This window comes from Caulobacter sp. AP07 (assembly GCF_000281955.1).
GTDB lineage: Bacteria > Pseudomonadota > Alphaproteobacteria > Caulobacterales > Caulobacteraceae > Caulobacter.
In genome coordinates, this window is record NZ_AKKF01000039.1 from 1 (window position 1) to 23,154 (window position 23,154).

The 23,154-nt window shown below is 69.0% G+C and carries 20 protein-coding genes and 1 tRNA gene; 14 read left to right on the plus strand and 7 right to left on the minus strand.

Annotation, left to right across the window (positions count from 1 at the left end; genetic code table 11):
* From PMI01_RS03635 to PMI01_RS03645, 3 genes are all read left to right on the plus strand, one after another.
* A partial coding sequence (locus tag PMI01_RS03635) for a KpsF/GutQ family sugar-phosphate isomerase (protein ID WP_007663191.1) occupies positions 1–760 on the plus strand: 760 nt, incomplete at its 5' end.
* Positions 761–768: 8 nt separating this feature from the next.
* Positions 769–2,265 carry a phosphomannomutase/phosphoglucomutase gene (locus PMI01_RS03640; RefSeq protein WP_007663192.1) on the plus strand — a complete coding sequence of 499 codons (1,497 nt, stop codon included), beginning with the start codon at positions 769–771 and terminating at the stop codon, positions 2,263–2,265.
* Positions 2,266–2,370: 105 nt separating this feature from the next.
* The gene (locus PMI01_RS03645; protein ID WP_007663203.1) at positions 2,371–3,003 is read left to right on the plus strand and encodes a hypothetical protein; all 633 of its coding nucleotides are present in this window, start codon (positions 2,371–2,373) and stop codon (positions 3,001–3,003) included.
* On the opposite strand, the gene PMI01_RS03650 is transcribed toward PMI01_RS03645, so the two are convergent.
* The 3 genes from PMI01_RS03650 to PMI01_RS03660 all read right to left on the minus strand — a co-directional run bounded on the left by PMI01_RS03650 (position 3,000) and on the right by PMI01_RS03660 (position 4,839).
* The gene (locus tag PMI01_RS03650; protein WP_007663205.1) at positions 3,000–3,380 is read right to left on the minus strand and encodes a response regulator; all 381 of its coding nucleotides are present in this window, start codon (positions 3,378–3,380) and stop codon (positions 3,000–3,002) included. The two genes, PMI01_RS03645 and PMI01_RS03650, sit on opposite strands and share 4 nt — an antisense overlap.
* Positions 3,381–3,489: 109 nt before the next feature.
* A complete protein-coding gene (gene upp, locus PMI01_RS03655) occupies positions 3,490–4,119 on the minus strand; it encodes a uracil phosphoribosyltransferase (RefSeq protein ID WP_007663207.1) in 630 nt (209 codons plus the stop codon).
* A gap of 93 nt (positions 4,120–4,212) precedes the next feature.
* Positions 4,213–4,839, minus strand: coding sequence for a TetR/AcrR family transcriptional regulator (locus PMI01_RS03660; RefSeq protein WP_007663209.1), 627 nt, complete (start codon positions 4,837–4,839; stop codon positions 4,213–4,215).
* A gap of 66 nt (positions 4,840–4,905) precedes the next feature.
* Here PMI01_RS03660 and PMI01_RS03665 point away from each other — a divergent pair, with 66 nt between their 5' ends.
* The 4 genes from PMI01_RS03665 to PMI01_RS03680 all read left to right on the plus strand — a co-directional run bounded on the left by PMI01_RS03665 (position 4,906) and on the right by PMI01_RS03680 (position 10,041).
* Positions 4,906–6,411 carry an efflux transporter outer membrane subunit gene (locus PMI01_RS03665; RefSeq protein ID WP_007663211.1) on the plus strand — a complete coding sequence of 502 codons (1,506 nt, stop codon included), beginning with the start codon at positions 4,906–4,908 and terminating at the stop codon, positions 6,409–6,411.
* Between the two features lie 56 nt (positions 6,412–6,467).
* Complete coding sequence (locus PMI01_RS03670) at positions 6,468–7,586, plus strand: HlyD family secretion protein (RefSeq protein ID WP_007663212.1); 1,119 nt, start codon at positions 6,468–6,470, stop codon at positions 7,584–7,586.
* A 35-nt stretch (positions 7,587–7,621) separates the two neighbouring features.
* A complete protein-coding gene (locus PMI01_RS03675; protein ID WP_007663222.1) occupies positions 7,622–9,196 on the plus strand; it encodes a DHA2 family efflux MFS transporter permease subunit in 1,575 nt (524 codons plus the stop codon).
* 74 nt (positions 9,197–9,270) lie between these two features.
* Positions 9,271–10,041: a FadR/GntR family transcriptional regulator gene (locus PMI01_RS03680; RefSeq protein WP_007663224.1), complete on the plus strand. Its 771-nt coding sequence runs from the start codon at positions 9,271–9,273 to the stop codon at positions 10,039–10,041.
* A 65-nt stretch (positions 10,042–10,106) separates the two neighbouring features.
* Here PMI01_RS03680 and PMI01_RS03685 read toward each other — a convergent pair whose 3' ends face one another.
* Positions 10,107–12,515: a TonB-dependent receptor gene (locus tag PMI01_RS03685; protein ID WP_157223664.1), complete on the minus strand. Its 2,409-nt coding sequence runs from the start codon at positions 12,513–12,515 to the stop codon at positions 10,107–10,109.
* Between the two features lie 366 nt (positions 12,516–12,881).
* Here PMI01_RS03685 and kduI point away from each other — a divergent pair, with 366 nt between their 5' ends.
* The 7 genes from kduI to PMI01_RS03720 all read left to right on the plus strand — a co-directional run bounded on the left by kduI (position 12,882) and on the right by PMI01_RS03720 (position 21,293).
* Positions 12,882–13,712, plus strand: coding sequence for a 5-dehydro-4-deoxy-D-glucuronate isomerase (gene kduI / locus PMI01_RS03690; protein WP_007663228.1), 831 nt, complete (start codon positions 12,882–12,884; stop codon positions 13,710–13,712).
* Between the two features lie 47 nt (positions 13,713–13,759).
* On the plus strand, positions 13,760–14,938 hold the full coding sequence (locus PMI01_RS03695; protein ID WP_007663229.1) for a glycoside hydrolase family 88/105 protein: 1,179 nt from the start codon (positions 13,760–13,762) through the stop codon (positions 14,936–14,938).
* A gap of 41 nt (positions 14,939–14,979) precedes the next feature.
* Positions 14,980–15,738 (plus strand): FadR/GntR family transcriptional regulator, encoded by a 759-nt coding sequence (locus PMI01_RS03700; protein WP_007663230.1) that lies wholly within the window; start codon positions 14,980–14,982, stop codon positions 15,736–15,738.
* A 74-nt stretch (positions 15,739–15,812) separates the two neighbouring features.
* The gene (locus PMI01_RS03705; protein ID WP_007663231.1) at positions 15,813–16,775 is read left to right on the plus strand and encodes a DUF4861 family protein; all 963 of its coding nucleotides are present in this window, start codon (positions 15,813–15,815) and stop codon (positions 16,773–16,775) included.
* Between the two features lie 122 nt (positions 16,776–16,897).
* Positions 16,898–19,213 (plus strand): TonB-dependent receptor, encoded by a 2,316-nt coding sequence (locus PMI01_RS03710; protein WP_007663232.1) that lies wholly within the window; start codon positions 16,898–16,900, stop codon positions 19,211–19,213.
* Positions 19,210–19,791, plus strand: a complete 582-nt coding sequence (locus tag PMI01_RS03715) for a hypothetical protein (protein ID WP_007663233.1) — start codon at positions 19,210–19,212, stop codon at positions 19,789–19,791. The genes PMI01_RS03710 and PMI01_RS03715 overlap by 4 nt, the downstream gene beginning before the upstream one ends.
* Positions 19,791–21,293, plus strand: coding sequence for a PepSY-associated TM helix domain-containing protein (locus PMI01_RS03720; RefSeq protein WP_007663235.1), 1,503 nt, complete (start codon positions 19,791–19,793; stop codon positions 21,291–21,293). The genes PMI01_RS03715 and PMI01_RS03720 overlap by 1 nt, the downstream gene beginning before the upstream one ends.
* A gap of 66 nt (positions 21,294–21,359) precedes the next feature.
* Here PMI01_RS03720 and PMI01_RS03725 read toward each other — a convergent pair.
* From PMI01_RS03725 to PMI01_RS03735, 3 genes are all read right to left on the minus strand, one after another.
* Positions 21,360–21,444, minus strand: a tRNA-Leu gene (locus PMI01_RS03725).
* A 134-nt stretch (positions 21,445–21,578) separates the two neighbouring features.
* Positions 21,579–22,088, minus strand: a complete 510-nt coding sequence (locus PMI01_RS03730; protein WP_007663237.1) for a MarR family winged helix-turn-helix transcriptional regulator — start codon at positions 22,086–22,088, stop codon at positions 21,579–21,581.
* 187 nt (positions 22,089–22,275) lie between these two features.
* Entirely contained in the window at positions 22,276–23,016 is a 741-nt protein-coding gene (locus PMI01_RS03735; protein ID WP_007663239.1) for a hypothetical protein, read from the minus strand.
* Positions 23,017–23,154 lie beyond the last annotated feature (138 nt).

The following is a 23,154-nucleotide window of genomic DNA, read 5'->3' on the forward strand; positions in this document are numbered from 1 at the left end:
CTCCCCCGGCTCGCCCGCCATGTTCGTGCATGCGGCGGAAGCCAGCCACGGCGACCTGGGCATGATCGGCCAGGGCGACGTCGTGCTGGCCCTGTCGAAGTCCGGCGAGGCGCGCGAACTGTCCGACACCCTGGCCTACGCCAAGCGCTTCTCGATCCCGATCATCGCCGTCACCGCCGTGGCCGACAGCCAGTTGGGCCGGGCCGGCGACATTCTGCTGCTGCTGCCCGACGCCCCCGAGGCGACGTCCGAGGTCAGCGCGCCCACCACCTCCACCACCCTGCAGATGGCCTTGGGCGACGCCCTGGCCGTGGCTCTGCTGGAGCGGCGCGGATTCACCGCCAGCGACTTCCGCGTCTTCCATCCCGGCGGCAAGCTGGGCGCCATGCTGCGCACGGTGGGCGACCTGATGCACGGCCATGACGAGCTGCCGCTGACCCGCGAAGCCGCGCCGATGTCCGAAGCCCTGCTGGTGATGAGCGAGAAGCGCTTCGGCGCCGTGGGCGTGGTCGCGCCGGACGGGACCCTCAGCGGCCTGATCACCGACGGCGACCTGCGCCGACACATGGACGGGCTGATGGGTCACGCCGCCGGCGAGGTCATGACCCGGGGCCCCCAGACCATCGCGCCCGGCGCCCTGGCGGCCGAAGCCCTGAAGATCATGAATGATCGACGCATCACCGTGCTGTTTGTGGTCGAACAGGAACGCCCAGTCGGTATCCTGCACGTGCACGACCTGCTGCGCGCCGGAGTGATCTGAGGCTCCCCATGTTCCCAAAGCCCCGCGCCGATCTTGTTCCCAACACGGCCGCCTATGAAGACGAGCCGCTGGTCAAGGCCACCGGGTTTCGCGAGTACGACGCGCGCTGGCTGTTCGGACCGGAGATCAACCTGCTGGGCGTGCAGGCCCTGGGCCTGGGTCTGGGGACCTACATCCATGAACTGGGTCAATCGAGGATCGTGGTCGGCCACGATTTCCGCTCCTATTCGAGCGGGATCAAGAACGCGCTGATCCTCGGCCTGCTGTCGGCCGGCTGCGAGGCGCACGACATCGGCCTGGCCCTGTCGCCGACCGCCTATTTCGCTCAGTTCGACCTCGACATCCCCTGTGTGGCCATGGTCACCGCCAGCCACAACGAGAACGGCTGGACCGGCGTCAAGATGGGCGCCCAGCGCCCCCTGACCTTCGGTCCCGACGAGATGGCCCGGCTGAAGACGATCGTGCTGGACGGCCAGTTCGTGGAGCGCGACGGCGGCAAGCTGATCCGCGTCGCGGGCGAAGCCGAGCGCTATGTCGCCGACGTCGCCACCCGGGCGCGGGTCCAGCGTCCGTTGAAGGTGATCGCGGCCTGCGGCAACGGCACGGCGGGCGTCTTCGCCCCTGAAGCGCTGCGGCGCATGGGCGTGGCCGAGGTGATCGGCATGGACGCCGAGCTCGACTACAGCTTCCCGAAGTACAATCCGAACCCGGAAGACGCGGCGATGCTGCACGCCATGGCTCAGGCCGTGCGCGAGCACGGCGCGGACCTGGCCTTCGGCTTCGACGGCGACGGCGACCGCTGCGGCGTGGTCGACGACGAGGGTCAGGAGATCTTCGCCGACAAGATCGGCCTGATGCTGGCCCGCGACCTGGCCCCGCTGCATCCCGGCGCGACCTTCGTGGTCGACGTGAAGTCCACGGGCCTGTTCGCCACCGACCCCATCCTGGCCGCCCACGGCTGCAAGGTGATCTACTGGAAGACCGGTCACAGCCACATGAAACGCAAGAGCGTCGAGACGGGCGCCCTGGCGGGCTTCGAGAAAAGCGGCCACTTCTTCTTCAACCCGCCGCTGGGCCGGGGCTACGACTGCGGCCTGACCGCCGCCGCCGCCGTGCTGGCCATGCTGGACCGCAATCCGGGCCTGAAGCTGTCGGACATGCGCAAGGCCCTGCCGGTCGCCTACACCTCGCTGACCATGAGCCCGCGCTGCGATGACGAGAAGAAATACGGCGTCGTCGCCGAGGTGGTGAAGGAATACGAGGCCCTGTTCGCCGCCGGCGGTTCGATCCTGGGCCGCAGGATCACCGAGGTGATCACCGTCAACGGCGTGCGCGTGCACCTGGAAGACGGCTCGTGGGTGCTGGTCCGCGCCTCGTCCAACAAGCCCGAGGTGGTGGTCGTGGTCGAGAGCACCCGATCGGAAGACGACATGCGCGCCCTCTTCCGCGAAGAGGTCAAGCCGCGCCTGGGCGACCGGGTCGGCCAGTACAACCAGGAAATCTAGGGCGTCCCTTCGCCCGAAGGAAAGGGCCGGTCGCGGAGGCGTCCGGCCCCATTCATGTCCGCGATTCCGCTTGCGCGCCGCGGCCAAGACGGGCGATCTCGCGCTATGCGCCCACGCTTCGCTCCGCTCCTGATCGCCGCCGCCCTGCTGGCCGGCCCGGCCGCTGCGGCCGATCCTGGGACCCTGGAGCACAGGGACACGATGCGCGACGCGGTCGCCGCGCCGCTCGAGGACCTGAACCTCAAGCAGACCCAGATTCCGGCCGTGCTGAACCGCGCCGTCGCCAATCCCTATGACGTGGAGGGCCTGGGCCGCTGCGAAGGCCTGGCTGGCGAGATCGGCCGGCTGGACGCCGCCCTGGGTCCGGACCTGGACGAGGCCCCGCCGCCCGACCAGCGCTCGCGTGGCAAAAAGGTCGCCGACGCCGCCTGGGGCGCTGGCGTCGGGGAGGTGCGCAACACCACCCAGAACGTCCTGCCCTTCCGCGGCTGGATCCGCAGGCTGACCGGCGCGGCCAAGCACGACCGGGCGGTGCAGGCCGCGATCCGGGCCGGCGCCGTGCGTCGCGGCTATCTGAAGGGGGTGGGCATGCGGATGAACTGCGCCCCGCCGGCCGCGCCCAGCTGGTTCGTGCCCGCCCCGCCGCCCAAGCCGGTGGTCGCGCCAAGTCCGATGGACCGGCTGACCGCGTTCTGGGAGCAAATCCTGGGATGGTGGCGCGGCTGGTGGCCCTTCTAGGCGCTCGCCAGCGCCTCGCGCACCTTGGCGGCCAGGTGCTGAGGCTCGAACGGCTTCATCACGTAGCCGACCGCGCCCAGTTGCATGGCCTGGACGATGCGATCCAGGCGACCGTCGCCGGTCAGCATCAGGACCTGGATGTCCGCGCCGTTCGGCGATTCCTTGATCGCCTTCAGGGCGTCGAGCCCACTCTGGCCGGGCATGCGCACGTCGAGCAGGGTCAGGACCGGCGTTTCGCGGGTCAGCGCGCCAAGGACCAGCGCCACCGAGCCGAAGGTCCGCACGGCGAAGCCCTCGCGCTCCAGGCTGATCTGGACCAGCTCCAGGGTGGCGGCGTCGTCATCGACGACAAAGATCAGGGGCGGCGCGAACGGCATGCGACAGCCTTAACGCCCTAGCTTGGCCGGTGGAAGACCGGCGTTAACTATTCGCCACGGCATTTTCGAACCACGCGGACACCGGTTCGCCCGACGCCGGGCCCAGGCGCTAGCGCGTGCCGAAGGTCCGGTCGCCGGCGTCGCCCAGGCCGGGCACGATGTAGCCGTGGTCGTCGAGCTCGGCGTCGATCGCCGCCGTCCAGATCTGCACGTCGGGATGAGCCGCCCGCAGGGTCTCGACGCCCTGGCGCGAGGCCACCAGGCAGACGAAGCGCAGGTCGGTGACGCCGGACTTCTTCAGCCGGGCGATGGCGGCGACCGCCGTGTGGCCGGTGGCCAGCATCGGGTCGACCACGATGACCAGGCGGTCGGCGATGTCCTCGGGCGTCTTGTAATAGTACTCGACCGCCTCCAGCGAGGTCGGGTCGCGGTACAGGCCGATGTGCGCCACCCGCGCCGACGGCACCAGGTCGAGCATGCCCTCGGCCATGCCCAGGCCGGCGCGCAGGATCGGGGCGAAGACCAGCTTCTTGCCGGCGATGACCTCGGCGTCGGTCGGGGCCACCGGCGTTTCGATCCGGACGGTGTGGGTCGCCAACTCGCGGGTGACTTCGTAGCAGAGCAGCGTCGCGGTCTCGCGCATCAGGGCGCGGAACGTCTTCGTCGACGTGCCCTTGTCGCGCATCTTGGTCAGCTTGTGGCGGACCAGCGGGTGGTCGACGATGGTGACGCCTTGCATGGGCTGGGCTTCCGTCTTGCGAAGGCGCCGAGCCGCGCCCTCCTCCACCGTCCCAAGTGCCGCCTTACGGCCGCCGCGCCAAGTGGAAATCGCCTACCGATCCGGCCCGAACGCCGCGAGGAACACCTCGACGGCCGGGAGCACTTCCTGGTCGATCTCCTCGGCGGTGGGTTCGGCCATGACGTTGCACAGGCGAGCCTTCATCATCCGGTTCTGGCAAAGACCGATGAACTGGTGCGCGGCATGGACGGGGTCGGTGAGCTTCAGCTGCCCCCTGTCCGCGGCCTTCTGGAGAATGGCGCCCAGCAGTTCTGACCCGCTCTTGGGCCCGGCTTCATAGAACGCCCTGCCGATTTCCGGCGTGCGCTGGGCCTCGGCGACGATCACCCGGAAATTGCTCTGGCTGAAATCGCTGAGCACGATCGACAGGTAGGTGCGCCCCACCTTGGTCAGGGCGGCGCGGATGTCGTCCACCTCGGCCGAGATCTCGAACATGGCGTCGCGCTGCCAGGCGCAGTGGCGGACCACATAGGCGGCGAACAACTGCTCCTTGCTCTTGAAGTAGTTGTAGAGCGTGCCTTTCGACCCGCCGACCCGCGCGGCGATCGTCGACATGGAGGCGTTGGCGTAGCCCTCCTCGAGAAAGACGTCGCGGGCGACGTCGAGGATGGCCTCACGGCGGGCGTCTCGGTCGAGGCGCGGTTTCAGGTCCTGAATCATTCTTTTTCCATCAAGGCGGCGCCCCCCTTGATCCCGTCAAGCCGCGGGTTATATCCAGCGCCTCATATGACCGTACAGTACGGTCAGTTCAAGTCGGCCACGCCCATGACCCCTAACGCCCTGGATCAGCTTCCCGCCTCCAAGCCGCAAAGGTCCCGGGAGGTTGGCGCGACCCTTTCCATCCTGATCGCCGCCCTGCTGACCAGCGCCTGCGCGACCATGCCGGCGCCAACGCCGGCCCGCGTGGCCAAGACACCGGACGCCTATGCGACGACCCAGACCCTGGCCGCCCCCGACGCCGCCTGGCCGGTCGATGCGTGGTGGAAGGCCTATGGCGACACCCAGCTGGACGGCCTGGTCGACGAGGCCCTGACCGGGTCGCCGACCCTGGCCCAGGCCGAGGCCCGCCTGCGTCGCGCCCAGGCCTTGGCCAACCAGGCCAAGGCGGCGCGACTGCCCAGCGTCAGCGCCAACGGCGGCGTCGACCGCTCCAAGCAGAGCTACAACAACGGCATCCCCGCCGACTTCGTGCCCCAGGGCTACAACGACTACGGCCGGCTGAGCCTGGACTTCAGCTGGGAGCTGGACTTCTGGGGCAAGAACCGCGCGGCCGTCGCCGCCGCGACCTCCGAAGCCAGGGCCGCCCAGGCCGACGCCGCCCAGGCCCGGCTGATGCTGGCCACCTCGGTGGCCGCCGCCTATGCCGACCTCGGCCGGCTCTATGCCGAACGCGATGTGGCCGAACGCGCCGTGGCGTTGCGGCAGGAAACCCTCGACCTGGTGAGCGACCGGGTGACCAATGGTCTCGACACCCGGGGCGAGTTGCGCCAGGCCGAGGCCGGTCCGCCCACCGCCCGCGCCGAACTGGCCGCCGTCGACGAACAGATCGCCCAAACCCGCAACGCCCTGGCCGCCCTGCTGGGAGCCGGCCCCGACCGCGGCCTGTCGATCGCTCGCCCGAGCATCGCCAACCTCAAGCCGTTCGGCCTGCCGGCCAACCTGGCCGCCGACCTGATCGGCCGCCGCCCCGACGTGGTGGCCGCCAAGTGGCGGGCCGAGGCCAGCAGCCGCCGGATCGGCCAGGCCAAGGCCGCCTTCTACCCCAACGTCAATCTGGCCGCCGCCATCGGCGTGCAGTCGCTGCACCTGGACAAGCTGTTCGACAGCGGTTCGGACGTCGGCAGCGTCGGCCCCGCCGTCAGCCTGCCGATCTTCGAGGGCGGTCGCCTCAAGGCCAATCTGCGGGTCGCCGAAGCCGACCGTGACGGCGCCGTGGCCGCCTATGACGACGCGGTGACCCAGGCCCTGCGCGACGTCGCCGACGTCGCCGCCAGCGAACGGGCCCTGGCCACGCGGCTGAGCGAGTCCCGCGCCGCCCTGGCCGCCAACGAAGACGGCTACCGCATCGCCAAGCTGCGCTACCAGGGTGGCCTTTCCACCTATCAGAACGTGCTGATCGCCGAGCTGGCCGTGCTGACCCAGCGCCGCGTCGTCGCCGACCTCGACAGTCGCGCCCTGGCCCTGGACGTCGCCCTGGTGCGCGCCCTGGGCGGCGGCTTCAGCCCCGCCTGACGCCGACCGACAACCCTTTCGCCTCATCCAATCTTCGCGCCTCCAGGACCTCCCCCATGGCCGACACCGCCGCTTCCGCCACCAACCCCAACGGCCGCCGCCGCCAACTGCTGACCGGCCTCGCCGCCGTGGTGGTGGTCGGTATCGTGATCTGGGTGCTGTACGCCGTCCTCATCGGGGGCAAGCACGTCGAGACCGACAACGCCTATGTCGGGGCCGACACCGCCCAGGTGACGCCGCTGATCAGCGGGCCGGTCGCCAAGGTGCTGGTCTCCGAGACCCAGATCGTCGCCGCCGGCCAGCCGCTGGTGGTGATCGACGACGCCGACGCCCAGATCGCCGTGCTCTCGGCCCAGGCCGCGCTCGGCCAGGCCCAGCGCAAGGTGCAGGGCTACTTCGCCAGCGACACCGCCCTGGCCGGCCAGGTGGCGGCCCGCGACGCCGACATCGCCCGCGCCAACGCCGCCGTGACCGGCGCCCAGGCCAGCCTCGAACAGGCCCGGATCGAGCTGTCCCGCCGCAAGGCCCTGTCGGAGTCCGGCGCGGTGTCGGGCGAGGAGCTGACCACCGCCCAGAGCCGCTTCACCAACGCCCAGTCGGCCCTGGTCGAGGCCCGCGCCGCCCAGGCCCAGGCCCTGGCCAGCCGCAACGCCGCCGAAGGCACGCGCGGCGTCAACACCGCCCTGATCTCCGGCCTTCCCGCCGGCAAGAACCCCGAGGTGGTCGCCGCCGAGGCCCGCCTGGCCAGCGCCCAGCTGGCCCTGACCCGCACCGTGCTGCGCGCCCCGATCGCCGGCGTGGTCTCCAAGAAGAACGTCCAGGTCGGCCAGCAAATCCAGGTCGGCGCGCCGCTGATGTCCATCGTCCCGACCACCACCGCCTATGTCGACGCCAACTTCAAGGAAGTGCAGCTGGACAAGGTGGCCATCGGCCAGCCGGTGACCCTGACCTCCGACCTCTATGGCGGCGGCGTGAAGTTCCACGGCAAGGTCGTGGGCCTGTCGGGCGGCACCGGCTCGGCCTTCTCGCTGATCCCGGCCCAGAACGCCTCAGGCAACTGGATCAAGGTGGTGCAGCGCCTGCCGGTGCGGATCGCCCTGGATCCGGCCGACCTGAAGAGCCACCCCCTGCGGGTCGGCCTGTCGATGAAGGCCGCCATCGACATCTCCAAGTAGCCCCACCGGTTCAAGCCTGATCCAAGGAGCGCCGCATGGCCGCCCAGGACTCTTCTACCGCCGATGGAGCCGCGCCCAGCGGCCCGGCGCCCATGACCGGCGTCTTGCTGGCCGTCACCTCGATCGCCCTGGCGCTGGGCACCTTCATGCAGGTGCTCGACAGCACCATCGCCAACGTCTCGATCCCGACCATCGCCGGCAATCTGGGGGTCAGCACCAGCCAGGGCACCTGGGTGATCACCTCGTTCGCGGTGGCCAACGGCGTCTCGGTGCCGCTGACCGGCTGGCTGATGGGCCGCTACGGCGTCGTGAAGACCTTCGTCGTCTCGGTCATGCTGTTCACCATCGCCTCCTTCCTGTGCGGCATTTCCTGGAACCTGCCGTCGCTGATCGGCTTTCGGGTGCTGCAGGGCCTGGTCTCCGGCCCGATGATCCCGGGCTCGCAGGCCCTGCTGATCATGATCTTCCCGCCCCGCAAGCGCGGCACGGCCCTGGCCATCTGGTCGATGACCACCCTGGTGGCGCCGATCTGCGGCCCGATCCTGGGCGGCTACATTTCCGACAACCTGGCCTGGCCGTGGATCTTCCTGATCAACGTGCCGGTCGGCCTGCTCTGCGCCTTCCTGTGCTGGCGCGGCATGGCCAGCCGCGAGACCCCGACCCGCAAGGTGCCGATCGACACCACCGGCTTCATGCTGCTGCTGGTCTGGGTCGGCGCGCTGCAGGTGATGCTCGACACCGGCAAGGAGGCCGACTGGTTCAACTCGCCGGCCATCGTCGTCGAGACCCTGGTGGCCATCGTCGGCTTCATCGCCTGGGTGATCTGGGAGCTGCACGAGAAGCACCCGATCGTCGACCTGTCGCTGTTCAAGTCGAAGAACTTCGCCCTGGGCACCCTGGCCTTCTGCCTGGGCTACGCGGTGTTCTTCGGCAGCAACCTGCTGCAGCCGCTGTGGCTGCAGACCCGGATGGGCTACATCGCCACCTGGGCCGGCCTGGTGGCCGCGCCGAGCGGCGTGGTGGCGGTGATCCTGACGCCGTTCGCGGCCCGGCTGATGCAGAGGGTCGACGCCCGCTGGACCGCCACCCTGTCGATGGCCGCCTTCGCCCTGTCGTTCAACATGCGCTCGGGCTTCACGCCGGACGTCGACTTCCGGGCGCTGGTCTGGCCGATGCTGGTGCAGGGGATCGCGATGAGCACCTTCTTCATCTCGATGGTCACCATCTCGCTGAACGGCGTGCCGCCCCAGCAACTGCCGTCGGCCTCGGGCCTGTCGAACTTCTCGCGGATCACCGCCGGCAGCTTCGCCGCCTCGCTGGCCACCACGATCTGGGACCGCAGCGAATCCCTGCACCAGACACGGATCTCGGAGACCATGGCGTCCAACGACCCCGCCTGGCTGGCGGCCGTTGACCACATGCAGGCGGTGGGCCTGAGCCACGCCCAGGCGGTGGGCGCGGCGACCAGCCAGGTGGTCAGCCAAGCCTATCTGCTGGCCACCCTGGACTTCTTCCGGGCCTCGGCCTGGCTGATCGTCCTGCTGATCCCCTGCATCTGGCTGACCAACAAGGCCATGAGCGGCGGCGGGGCCCACGCGGCCGCCGACTAGCCCTTCCTGGTCGGGACGCTACCCTTCCTTCTCGACGGCGCTTAAGATGAGCCGTCGAGAAGGTTTTGAGTAAGATGACGACACCGGCAGCCAACCCCCTACGCCTCTACCAGCGGGTGGCCGCGGCGATCGGCCAGGCCATCGCCGACGGTCGCTATCAACCGGGCCAGCGCCTGGCATCGGAACGCGACCTGGCCGAGGAGTTCGGCGTCAGCCGGCCCACCGTCCGCCGCGCCGTGATCGCCCTGGAGATGCGTGGCCAGCTCGAGGCCAAACAGGGGTCAGGCGTCTATGTCCGCCAGGCCGGCCCGCCGCCGCCCGTCACGCGGGACCTGGACATCGGCGCCTTCGACCAGGCCGAGGCCCGCCGCCTGTTCGAGGGCGAAGCCGCCGCCCTGGCCGCCACCCTGATCACCGACGAGGAGCTGGTCTATCTGGAGACCCTGGTCGCCGAGATGAACAGCGAGGAGTTGACCAAGGAGCAGAGCGAGCTCGCCGACCGCCAGTTCCACATCACCATCGCCCAGGCCACGCGCAACAGCGCCATCGTCCGGGTGGTCGAGAACACCTGGGACCTGCGCTACAAGTCGCGCCTGTGCATGCAGATGCTGGAAAAGGCCCGGCATGTGCGCAAGCGGCCGCTGAACGACGAGCACCAGGACATCATCGAGTCCCTGCGCACCCGCGACCCCAAGGCGGCGCGGGCGGCGATGCAGACCCACCTGGGCGGCCTGATCGAGAACCTGCTGCTGACCGCCGAACTGGAGGCCATGGAGCAGACCCGCGAACGCCTGGCCACCAAGCGCGAGGAAATCGCGCTGCGAGCGGCCAGCGCGGCGAAGTAGTTCTCCCCACAAAAAAGTGGCCGGACCCGCGAACGGATCCGGCCACAGGAGGGATGTCTGCCGGCCTAGAAGTTCACGTCCAGACGCGCGCCGAAGTAGCGGAAGGCGTCGCGGCCGGGGAACCAGGTCTTGCCCTGGGCCACCACGCCCGGCGCGCTGTAGCCGGACGTGCCGTTGCCCAGGCCCTGGGCGTAGCGCTTGTCGAACAGGTTGTTGGCGAAGGCGGTCAGCTTGTACTTGCCCTCGCGGTCGGCGATGCCGAGGTTCATATCGACGATGCTGTAGGCCTTCTGCACTGTCCGGGGATCCTGGTTCAGCGAGAAGTTGATGTCGTCCTGCCAGCGGACGGTGGCGCCGACGAAGGCCTTGAAGGGCACGTTTTCCGGCAGGTCGATGTCGTACTGGCCGCCGACGCTGAACTTGTACTTGGGCACGTTGTTCAGGCGCTTGCCCTTCAGGTTCTGCACCCGGCCGTTGGTCGTCGGGGTGCGGTAGCATTCGCCCGGAGCGCCGACATAGCCGGCGGGCTTGAGCGGAAGGTCGGCCACCGCGGGTTGGCTGCCGTTGCAGGGGCCGTTCGGGAAATCGACCACCGTCGCGTCGGTATAGGCGAAGGCCCCGTTCAGGCGGAAGTTCTTGGTGATCCGCGCCACGCCGTCCAGTTCCAGGCCCTGGGTGCGCAGTTGGCCGATGCTGTTGAGGAAGGTCAGGAAGGTGCCGTCCGGCAGGAACGAGGTCACCGAGGTCTGGAAGCCCTTGTAGTCGGCCCGGAACACGGTGGCGTTGAAATAGACCCGGCGGTCCAGCAGGCTGCTCTTGAAGCCCAGTTCGTAGTTCTTGGCCGTTTCCGGCGGCACCGGCATGTTCGCCGCAACCCGGGCGTCGAAGGTGCTGACCAGGTCGTAGGCCTGGCCCTTGTAGCCGGTCGAATAGGTGGCGAAGGTCATGATGTCCGGCGTCCACTTGTACTGGACCCCGACCTTGCCGGTCACCGCGTCGTCCTGGTTGGCGCCGCTGAACTCCTGGAGGGTGGTCGCCGCGCCGGGCGTGGTGCTGGCGAAGATCGTCTTGTGGAAATTGTAGTCGATCTTCTGGCGGTTGATCCGCGCGCCGCCCGTCAGGCTGAGCTTGTCGGTCAGGTCGAAGGTGGCGTTGGCGTAGGCCGAATAGTTCTCGTTGGTGCTTTCGGCCAGATAGCGCGCCAGCTGCAGCACCGGGCCGCGGTTGAGATAGCGGTCCAGCTCGTTGCGGGCGTACCACAGGCCGGCCACGTAGCGCAGGCGAGTGTCGCCCGGCGAGGTCAGGCGGAACTCCTGGGTCACCGACTTGGCGTGGAAATAGCCGTTGATCACCGCGCCGCTGTTGATGCCCGACGGGTTGGCGACCGGGAAGCCGATCAGGAACGGCACGTCGGTGCCGTCGATGTCCTGAAAGTCGGTCATCTTCCAGCGATCCATCGAGGAGATCGACGAGAAGGTGTGGCCCTTCAGCGGCGAGGTGTCGCCGAAATTGTAATCCAGGCGAGCGGTCGCGCCGAACACCTCGGAATTGCCGCCGCCGATGCGGTCGTCGGCCCGAATGAAGTGGTTGTTCTTGTCGAACGTGATCCCGCGCAGGGTGGTCGTGGCGGGAAAGCCCGGTTCGCCCTGATAGAACAGTCCCGGCGTCAGCTCGGTGATCGCGCTGGCGCAGCAGCTGGAGACGTTGTGGTTGAAGCGCGGCGCCAGGCTTAGGGTCAGGTTCTCGGTCGGGGTCCACTCGATCTTGGCGGTGGCGGTCAAGCCCGAGCTGCCGTTGACGTTCTTGCCGGTGGTCAGGTTCTTGAGGTTGCCGTCGTAGTCGCTCTTCGAGACCGTCAGGCGCACCCGGACGTCGTCGTTAATCGGGCCCGTGACCGTGAAGCCGGCGCGCTTTTCGCCGTCGTCGGTGGTCAGGATCATCGCCTTGCCGCCGAACTCGCGGGCCGGGGCGGCGGTGACGATGTTGAGTACGCCGGCGATGGCGCTCTTGCCGAACAGGGTGCTCTGCGGCCCGCGCAGCACTTCCACCCGCTCGACGTCGATCAGGTCCTTGAAGGCCGCGGCCTGGAAGCCGATCGGCACGTCGTCGATGACCACCGCGACGTCGGACTCGACGGCGATGCCATTCGAGAACGTGCCGATGCCGCGCATCTTGATGCTGAAATTGCCCGGCTGCGAGCCGTAGTCGATCGAGATGGCCGGCGACAGCTTCACCACGTCGCCCAGTTCGCGGACGTTGTTGCGATCGATGACGTCCTGGGTCAGGGCGGTGACCGACACCGGCACGTCCTGCAGGCGCTCGGCGCGCTTGGTGGAGGTGACGATGATCTCCTCGAGCTGGGCCGAGGCCTCGCCCCCGCCCGACTGAGCCTGGGCGTAGGCGCCGCCCGACGTGAGAGCGCCGACCGCGAGCATGGCCGTAGACGCCAACAACAGACGCTGGATCTTTCTCATAGCTTCCTTCGCTTCCCCGCAAGCGCCGAGCCGGTTGGTCCGGTCGATGAACAGCGCCTAATTTGGTAAGACCAAAAATGGCCGTTCATGCGGTAAATTGTCAAGTAGGTATGGAAATCGACGTTATTTTCCCATAAGTATCTGAAATAACTGACTTTATAACTTGACCATCAATCGCGATTGATCATTGGCTTTGCGAATTTCGTGAGATCGTGGTCATTTAGCTTTTCGACTTATCGGCGAATTGGTAATGCCAAGTGGTCACACAAATGAGGGGCGCATGAAACAGGTTCGTGATCGCATCGGCGACGACATCCACCCGCTCGCCGCCTTCGCCTGCCCCAAGCGGTCGCGATGACGGACGGCATGAAGCTTCGCGCCTCCACCGACCGCGAGGGCCTGCGCCGCATGACGGCCCAGGATATCCGCGACACCTTCGTCATTGGCGACCTGTTCCGGCCAGGCGAGGTGGCGATGACCTATGTCGAGGTCGATCGGGCCGTGGTCGGTTCGGCCGTCCCGCTTGACGCTCCCCTGGGCCTGCCAACCGACCGCCGGCTGGCGGCGCGCTATTTCTGCGAGCGCCGCGAGATGGGCGTGATCAATATCGGCGCGCCAGGCTGGATCAGCCTCGACGGCGTCCGCCACGAGCTGGACACCCACGACAGCCTGTATGTCGGCCGCGGCGTCGAGGCGGTGGTGTTCGGCGGCGGCTCGACCGACGCGCCGGCCAGGTTCTACTTCGTCAGCTACCCGGCCCATGCCGCCCACCCCAGCCGCGTCGTGCGCAAGGACGAGGCCCGCACGATCCAGGCCGGCGACCAGAAGACCGCCAACCGGCGGGTGATCCGCCAGAGCATCCGGCCCGGTATCGTCGAGACCTGCCAGCTGGTGATGGGCTTCACCGAACTGGAACCCGGCAATGTGTGGAACACCATGCCGCCCCACACTCACGGCCGCCGCAGCGAAATCTACATGTACTTCGACGTCGCCCCGGCCGCCCGGGTGATGCACATCATGGGCGAGCCGTCCGAACCGCGCACCGTGTTCATGGACGACGGCGAGGCGGTGTTCTCGCCCAGTTGGTCGATGCACAGCGGGGTGGGCACGGCCGACTACCGCTTCGTCTGGTCGATGGGCGGCGAGAACCTCGACTTCGACGACATGGACACGCTGACGCTGGCGCAATTGCGCTGAACCGGTCCAAGCCGGCCGACAAGAACAAGAACAACCTGGGAGACAAGATGATGCTGCGACGCCTGTTGGGAACGCTTTTGGCGACCGTGGCCGTGATGGGCCCGCTCGGGGCCTGCGCGGCGACGCCGGCCAAACCCGCCGCGACCGCCCAGGCCTCGGTCCTGACCGAGGCCGCCCGCGTGGCCGACTGGCAGCTGAGCCACATGGACAATTTCAACTACATCCCGACCTCGCAGTTCCGACACGACACCGAGGCGCCGCGCGACTGGGTCCAGGCGGCGTTCTACATCGGCCTGACCGCCTTCGCCGACGCCTCCAAACAGCCCAAATACGCCGACGCCATCATCGCCCACGGCCAGGCCGAGGGCTGGGGCTTCGACCATCGGCCGCGCCACGGCGACGCCGACGCCACGGGCGCGGTCTGGGTGTGGGCCGCCGCCCGCAGCCATGATCCGGCCAAGCTGGCCCCGGTCCGCGCCCGCTTCGACGCCGTCCTGGCCGATCCCTCGACGGTCGACCTGGGCTTCGAGGCCAAGCCTCCGGAAGGCGGTCAGCCCTACTGCCAGGCCCGCTGGTGCTGGAGCGACGCCCTGTTCATGGCCCCGCCCGTCTGGGTCGCCCTGTCGAAGGAGACCCGGGACCCGCGCTACCTGGCCCATGCCGACAGCGAGTTCTGGGCGGCGACCGACCTGCTCTACGACAAGGACGAGCACCTGTATTTCCGCGACAGCCGGTTCATCGCCCAGCGCAGCCCGGCCGGTCAGAAGATCTTCTGGGGCCGCGGCAACGGCTGGGCCTATGCCGGTGTCGCCAGGATCCTGCAGGACCTGCCCAAGGACCATCCCAGCCGCCCGCGCTACGAGGCGCTGTTCAAGCAGATGTCCGCCAGGATCATCACCCTGCAGGGCGAGCAGGGCTACTGGCCCGTCTCGCTGCTGGAACCGCAGAAGACGCCCGAGACCAGCGGCACCGGTTTCTTCGTCTATGGCCTGGCCTGGGGCGTGAACCACGGCCTGCTGCCGGCGGCGCAATACCGTCCGGCGGTCGACCGCGGATGGAAGGCCCTGACGGCGGCGATCGAGCCGGACGGCAAGCTGGGCTGGGTGCAGCGGGTCGGCGCCGCGCCCGACACGGTGGGTCCGGACGACACCCAGCTCTACGGCGTCGGCGCGTTCCTGCTGGCGGCCAGCGAGGTGTCCAGGCTGCCGCCGGCCGGTAAACGGTAACGCTGTTTGCCCAACCGTCCGCCCCCGCTAGGATGATCGACATGACCACCGGCGCCGCAGATTCCCAGAAGCTCTACCAGCAGATCGCCCGGGCGATCTCGACGGCCATCGGCGATGGCCGCTACGGACCGGGCGACAAGCTGCCGTCCGAACGCGAACTGGCTGATGACTTCGGCGTCAGTCGCCCGACCATTCGCGACGCGATGATCGCCCTGGAGTTCCAGGGCCTGGTCGAGGCGCGGCAGGGATCGGGCGTCTATGTCAACGCCTCCGCGCCGGTCGCCGAGGACGCCGCCGAACTGGAGGTCGGCGCCCTGGAACTGACCGAGGCGCGGCGGCTGTTCGAGGGCGAGGCCTGCGCCCTGTCGGCCGCCACCGTCACCGACGAACATCTGGCCCACCTCGACCAGGTCGTGGGCCAGATGGCGCGCAGTTTCGCCCCCGACGAGGTCGAGCGCCTGGAGCAGGAATTCCACCTGGCCATCGCCCGCGCCACGGGCAACGCCGCGATCGAGTCCGGCGTCGAGGACCTGTGGGCCTTGCGCCAGCAGTCGCCGGCCTGCGTCGCCATGCTGCGCCGCGCTCGCACCAACGGGGCCGGCGATTTCGTCGAGGAGCACCGCCAGATCGTCAACGCCCTGCGCGAACGCGATCCGAAGGCGGCGCGCCAGGCGATCCATGTCCACCTCGCCCAGGTGATCGACGACCTGCTGGCGGTGGCCGAACTCGACGCCCTGCAACAGACCCGCCAGAAGATGGCCGATCAGCGCCGCGAACTGGCCCGCCGCACCGAGATCTGAGCCCCGTCCGTCCGCTTCCCAACTCGGCCCGCCCGCCCTTCGCGCCGGCGAGGTCGGAGAAACGAGATCGCCCGATGTCCAAGCTGATCCTGTCCCTCGCCCTGGTCACGACCCTGGCCGCTCCGGCGCTCGCCCTGGCCCAGGCCCCCGCGCCCCAAGCCGTCGCGCCCCAAGCCCTCGCGCCCAAGCCCCACGCCGAGTTCCAGCTGCCCAAGCCCGGCGCCGAGGGCCAGAAGCCCCGCGCCGTGGTGACCCTGGCGCCCTACCGCTACGACGACATCCTGTGGGAGAACGACCGCACCGCCCATCGCATCTACGGCAAGGCCCTGGAAGCGGCCGAGCCGCCCTCGACCTCGGGCATCGACGCCTGGGGCAAGAGCGTCCGCTGGCCCTACATGGACCGCCAGTTGCGCACCGGCGACCAGCATTCCAACCATGGCGAAGGCCTGGACTTCTACGACGTCAACACCTTCCGCGGGGCCGGCGGCCTGGGGATCTGGCAGGACAACAAGCTGTGGACCTCGCGCAACTGGAAGACCTGGAAGGTCCTCCAGAACGGCCCGGACGTGGCCTCCTTCACGGTCGACTACGCGCCCTGGCCGGTGGATGTGGATCGCAAGGTCTGGGAGAGCCGCACCTTCACCCTGCCGCTGGGCACCAACTTCACGCGGATGGTCTCGACCATCAGCTCCGACAAGCCCGGCCCGCTGGTGGTCGGCATCGGCATCAGCAAGCGCAAGGGCCCCAAGGGCTCCGGCGTGTTCACCAAGGACCTGGGCGCCGGCCGCGTCTCCTACTGGGAGCCGACCGATCCGGTGAAGGGCACGATGGGCATCGCCCTGATGGTCGACCCCAAGGCGCTGGTCGAGGTGCGCCAGGATTCCGACAACTACCTCGTCCTGGTCAAGGTCGAGCCCGGCAAGCCGTTCGTCTACTACATGGGCGCGGCCTGGGACAAAGGCCTCGACTTCCACGATCGCGCCGGGTGGGAGACCTATGTGAAGGGGCAGACCCCGGACTTCGATCCGGCGCACTGAGACCCCCTCCCCCGAGGCCGCGCTCCTCCAGTCCACGAAAGTCGCCCGCCGCGCGCACTTGAGATTGACACCTATTCGCAATCAAACGTACTTGCGACGCATTCTCAGTGTCGGGGGTTTGAATGCGTTCGCAACTTATGATGATCGGGGCCGCCAGCGGCCTGGCCCTGGTCGCCGGCATGGCCCACGCGGAAACCGCGCCGGCGCTGGACGCCACCGCGGTCGAAGCGATCATCGTCACCGGCGAAAAGACCTCGCGCACCCTGCAGCAGACCGTCAGCAGCGTGTCGGTGACCACCGCCGGCAAGATCGAGCGCGAGAACATCCAGACGCTCTACGACGTGGTCAACCGCACCGCCAACATGAGCGAGACCTACGGCAAGACGGGCTTCACCATCCGCGGCGTCAGCAACAGCAACGTCTCGGGCGGTGGCATCGGCGGCCTGGCGACGGTCTATGTCGATGGCGCGGCCCTGCCCGAGACGGCGGTCTTCAGCGGCCCGCTGGAGATGTGGGACATCGGCCAGGTCGAGGTGCTGCGCGGCCCGCAATCCACCCTGCAAGGCCGCAACTCCCTGGCCGGGGCGGTGATCATCCGCTCGACCGACCCCACTTTCGACTATCACTTCCGCGCTCGCGCCACGGCCGCCAGCGGCGACGAACGCTCGATCGCCTTCGCCGGCGGCGGTCCGCTGGTCGCCGACCAGTTGGCCTTCCGCCTGGCCGTCGAGAAGAAGGAAGCCGACGGTTTCATCTACAACCCGACCCGCCACGAGGACGCCGACTCCCTCGACAACCTCAGCGTCCGCGGCAAGCTGCTGCTGACCCCGACCGCCCTGCCCGACCTCAAGGTCCTGGCCACCTACGCCCACAACAAGCGCGAGTCCGGATACCTGTTCACCTACGCCCGCACCGACACGCCGGACTATTACGACCACCGTCTCGACTATTCGAACGACCCGACCCGCAGCGACGCCAAGACCGACATCTTCACCCTGGAGTCCAGCTACAGGCTCAGCGACCCGCTGACCCTGTCCGCCATCGCCTCGTGGAACAAGGTCTGGACCCTGGGCAGCTACGACACCGACTACAGCGCCGCCCGGATCGCCTACGGCACGCGCGAGCAGACCTACAAGACCGCCTCCCAGGAACTGCGGCTGAACTACGAGGGCGAACGGCTCAAGGGCCTGCTGGGCCTCTATCACGCCAGGCGCGAGGGCCAGGACGTCACGACCAGCCTGACCAACGTGCCCTTCCCGAAGCCGACCCTGGTCAGCGTGCTGACCTCGACCCTGCTAGCCGGCGCGCCCAACCCCACGCCCGCGCAGCAAGCGGCCGCCGCCGCCCAGGCCAGCGCCTTCGCCAATCTCTATGTCGCCGCCCTGCCGGTCATCCCGGTCGACTATCTGGGCAGCCAGCCGGACGAGATCGAGACCACCGCGATCTTCGCCGACGGCGCCTTCACCCTGACCCCCAGGCTCAGCCTGCTGGGCGGGCTGCGCTACGACCACGAGGAGAACACCGGCAGCAGCGTCCAGAAGGCCGCCTTCGCCGGGACCTATCCCGATCCCGCCGCCTTCGGACCCTATGCGGCCTACGTGACCCTGGTGAACCAGTTCGTCGGCGGCATGGTGGCCCAGGCCGGCGCCACGGCGTCCAAGAGCACCCGCAAGTTCAACGCCTTCCTGCCCAAGGTCGGGGTCAAGTACGACTGGACGCCGGACATCGCCACCAGCCTGGTCGTCCAGCGCGGCTACCGCTCGGGCGGATCGACGGTCAACATCGCCCGCTCGTCGGTCGCGCCCTATGACCAGGAATACACCTGGAACTACGAGGCGGCGCTGCGGACGGCCTGGCTTGACGGCGCCCTGACGGTCAACGCCAACGCCTTCTACGTGGACTGGAAGGACCAGCAGGTGTTGGTCAATCTGGGCCTCAACACCTACGACTCCCAGGTCGAGAACGCCGGCAAGTCGCACCTCTACGGCTTCGAGCTGGAGGTCGCTCACCGCGTCGACGCCCAACTGAGCTGGTACGCCTCGCTAGGCCACACCCGCACCAAGTTCGACGACTTCACCGTCAAGGTCGGCACGACCAGCAGCGACCTGTCCGGCGCCGAGTTCCCCTACGCCCCGCATTGGACCCTCAGCAGCGGCGTCGATTACCGCTGGAACAACGGCCTGGTCGGCCACCTCGACGGCAACTATCGCGGCAAGGCCTATTCCCAGGCCGACGTCAGCCAGGCGAGCGCCGCCCTGATCAAGAGCCGCCTGCTGTTCAACGGCCGCTTCGGCTACGAGCGCCAGCACTGGGGGGCCTATGTGTTCGGCAAGAACCTGCTGAACACCACCTACAGCCAGTATCGCCGCAACGATGTCCCGATCGCCCTGCTGGGGGATCCGCGGGTGATCGGCCTGACGCTCGAGACCCGCTGGTGACCAGCGCGCTGTTCCCCAACGCCCTGGCCGGCCTGGCGCTGGCGCCGCTGACCTTGGCCGGAGCCCTGCTGCTGCGCAGAGCATGGCGGAGCGCGGGCCCCCGGCGGCCCTGGCTGATCGCCGGCGGCTGGGCGCTGCTGGTCCTGGCCCTGGGCCTGGGCGCCGTCCTGCTGGGCGGGGCGCGCGGCCCGGCCATCGTCCTGGCCCTGGGATCGACCGTGGCCCTGGCCCTGGTCGCCTCGGGGATCGAGTTGCGCGACGCCAGGAAGACGGCGCCGCGCGAGCTGGCGCTGGAGCCTTCCGAGCGGCGGCGCGTCGTCTGGCGCGGCTGGTTGCGCGGCTTTCTGGCCGGCCCGCTGGCTGGGGTCGCCGCCCTGGGCTGCGGCCTGGCGGTGGCGATCTGCGCCCCCGGCGCCGTGCAAAGCCGGATGGTGATCGGCGGCCTGCTGGTGCCGTTCCTGTGGGCCGGCGGCATGGCCTGGACGCTTTCCGACGACAGGATCCTGCGCGCCACCGCCGTGTTGACCGGCGTCGCCGTCGCCACCCTGGGCGCGGCCTTCCTGAAGGGAGCGCTGTGATGGACGCCTCCGCCAAGCCCGCGAACAAGCCGCCCCGCGCCGTCGGCAGGCCGATCTGGCCGAAGGTTCCCGCCGCGTTCGTGCGCGCCATGCTGGCCGGTCACTCGGCCCTGGGCCTGGCCTTCGCGGCCCTGATCTACCTGGTCTGCTTCTCGGGCTCGATCGCCGTCTTCACCCAGGAGTTCACCCGCTGGGAGCAGCCGGCCGGACCCGTGCTGCACGCCGCCTCGCCCCAGGCCGTCGACCGCGCCTTCCGCCAGGCCCTGGTCGTCAATCCCGCCGCCCACGACGTGATGGTCCAGATGCCCGAGCCGGCCCGTCCGCGCCTGTCGGTGCACCTCGACGACGCCAAGGGCGCCGAGCGCACCTTCCTCGCCGACGCCACGGGCGCGCTGGCCGGCGAGTTGAAGACGCCCTGGACCGAGTTCCAGGCCGCGCTTCACACCGTGCTGCACCTGCCCCGCGCCTGGGGCGGCTTCATCGTCGGCCTGACGGGCGTCGCCCTGCTGTCGTCGCTGGTCTCCGGCGTGCTGTCGCATCCGCGCGTCTTCAAGGACGCCTTCGCCTTCCGCTGGGGCGGTTCCAAGCGCCTGCAGGAAGCCGACCTGCACAACCGCATCAGCGTCTGGGGTCTGCCCTTCCATCTCGTCGTGTCGCTGACCGGCGCGTTCCTGGGCCTGACGGTGATCATCGTCGGGGTGCTGGCCCTGGCCACCTTCAAGGGCGACACCGCCAAGGCCTACGCCCTGTTCGCCGGCCCTCGCGTGGCCGACGATCCGCGCCCCGCGCCGGTGATCGACCTGGCCAGGGCCCTGACCACGCTGAAGGCCGCCCAGCCCGAGGCGCGTCCCAACTACCTGTTCGTCGAGCACCCGGGCGAGCGCGGCCAGCACGTCGCCGTCAACGCCGTGACCCCCGGCCGCCTGTCGCGCGGAGAGACCTATGTCCTCGACGGCCAGGCCAAGCTGCTGGGCTCGGTCGGCTACGAGAACGGCAATGCCGGCCTCAAGGTGCTGTCCTCGCTCACCCCGCTGCACTTCGGCTGGTTCGGCGGCTGGCCGGTCAAGGTCGCCTACCTGCTGCTGGGCCTGGGCCTGACCAGCGTGACCTCCAGCGGCGTCGCCATCTGGCTGGCCCGCCGCCGCGCCAAGGGCCGCCCCGCGCCGCGCTGGGAGCGCGTGTGGATCGCCTTCGTCTGGAGCCAGCCCTTCGCCTACGCCGTCTCGGCCCTGGCCGCCCTGGCCCTGCCCTTGGCGCCGGTCACGGTGTGGGTCGCCGCGACCCTGGCGGCCAGCGCCACCGCGATCGCCTGGACCCCGGCGGCGATCTCGATCCGCCTGCGCCTGGCGACGGCCGCAACCCTCGTGCTGACGGCCGCCGTCCACCAGACGCTGAACGCCGGCCGGATGGCCGACCCGGTCGGCTGGATCACCGACGCCTGCCTGGTGCTGACGGCTTTGCTGCTGGCCTTCAGCACGATGCGGTTCGCCAAGGCCGCGTGATCGCGACATCCCGGCGTGCCGCCGAGGCGCGCGCCGGGATCGTTGAGCTGTCTTGCAAGAAAAGTATGGTGCGGGCGGCCGGGGTCGAACCGGCACTCCTTTCGGAACCGGATTTTGAGTCCGGCGCGTCTACCAATTCCACCACGCCCGCACGGCGCCGGCCCGCTCAAGATCGCGGACCGTTTCCCATTCCATAGACCGGACGTCAGGACGTCTCGGCGAGGGGAGTGCTGTCTAGCAAAGGCGCGGGCGAAGTTCCAGCGCCCCGATCGTTTTCCCCGCCGGCTAGTCGCCCGGCGCGGTGTCGGCCCCATACAGCGTGCCGGCCGCCACTTCCAGCCGCCCCAGCAGACGCTTGAGCGTCGCCACCTCGCCCGGCGCCAGGCCGGCCAGCAAAGCGGCCTCGTAGGCCCGGGCCAGCGGCACGATCTCGGCGAACAGGCGGCGGCCGGCGGCGGTCAGTTCCAGGCTGTGCGAACGGCGGTCGATGCGGTTGCTCAGCCGCACGGCCAGGCGGCGCTCGACCAGTTCCTGGGCGGCGCGGCTGACCCGCACCTTGTCCATGGCCGTGCGCACCACGGCCGACTGCTGGGTCAAGGGTCCCTCGGCCAGCACCGACATCAGCCGCCATTGCGGGATACTGAGGCCGAAGCGGTCCTCGTAGGCGCGGGCGATCAGCCGGCTGACGGCGCTGGACGCCGTCGCCAGCTGGTAGGGCAGATAGTCGGCCAGCGACACGTGTTCGGGCGCCCCTTCGGGGGGAATCGTCGTCATCGGTGAAACCGTTGCGGCCATGCCGTGCTTCCTTTCGTCCTCCAGACGCCCGCGACTCTGGCGGTCGCTCGCATCGACGTTGGTCGATCTGGCGCGGGCTCGACAGCTTGCTCAATCGCGGCGCGGTCACAGGACAGGAAACGAGACATTTCGCTCGATGGTTGAGCATCCAACCACCTCGACGCCCAGCGAAGGGGCGCCGCCCGGCTCAATGATCCTCGGACAGCTTCTTGGGGCCAGGGGCGGTCTGAGTCAGCGCCTTCTGGCAGCGTTCCAGTTCGTTCAGGCAATCGCCCCGACTCCAGAAATCGGAAAATTCCACAACGGCCATGCGGACTTGGCGAGAATAGTCCTTGTGGTCAAGGACCTTGGGCTCTTCCTCGGGCTTGTCGTGACCATGACCGGGCTCATGCCCCGGACGATGGCCAGTCAGGACCAGGGTCTGGCCGCCCAGGATGGTGACATTGGCCGCGGCCAGTTCCAGCTCGGTCTCCTTGCGCGCGCCGCCATGCCCGTCATCGTGGCCGTGCCCATGGCCGTGCGGATCGTCCTTCTTGCCGCCGTGGGCGTCCTTGGCCTTGTCCTTGGGCTTTTCCTCGACCGGTTCGCCCTTGAGGGCCTCCGCCACCCCCTTCAGCGCCTTGGCGCAGGGACCGCCGAAGGCCAGGACCGGACCGATCCGCCGCTGGACTTCCTCGACCAGGTCCTGCGCCTTGTAGAGCAACTCGCCCGAGGGAGCGCTGGTGGCCGCCACGCACTTGGCCTTGATCGCCTCGTGGATGGTCTTGGGAACCTCGCGCCAGCGCTCGTCGCGGCCGCGCCCGCCCACATGCTTGCCGACGAAGTAGGCGAGGACGGCCACCGCCAGCACGACCAGGCCGATCCCGGCCAGCAAGGTGGGATCGAAGATCGGAACCGGCGTCTCGACGGGAAACTCTGACTGGTACACCGGACCCCCTCCAGCATCGGCAAAACCGAGTCCCATGGTTAACGCAACACGGCGAAGGTTGCACGACCAGTGTTATGCGGACGGCCGGGAAATCACGCCGCGCGCCCGGGCGCCCTGGTCGTAGCGGCTGGGGGCGCC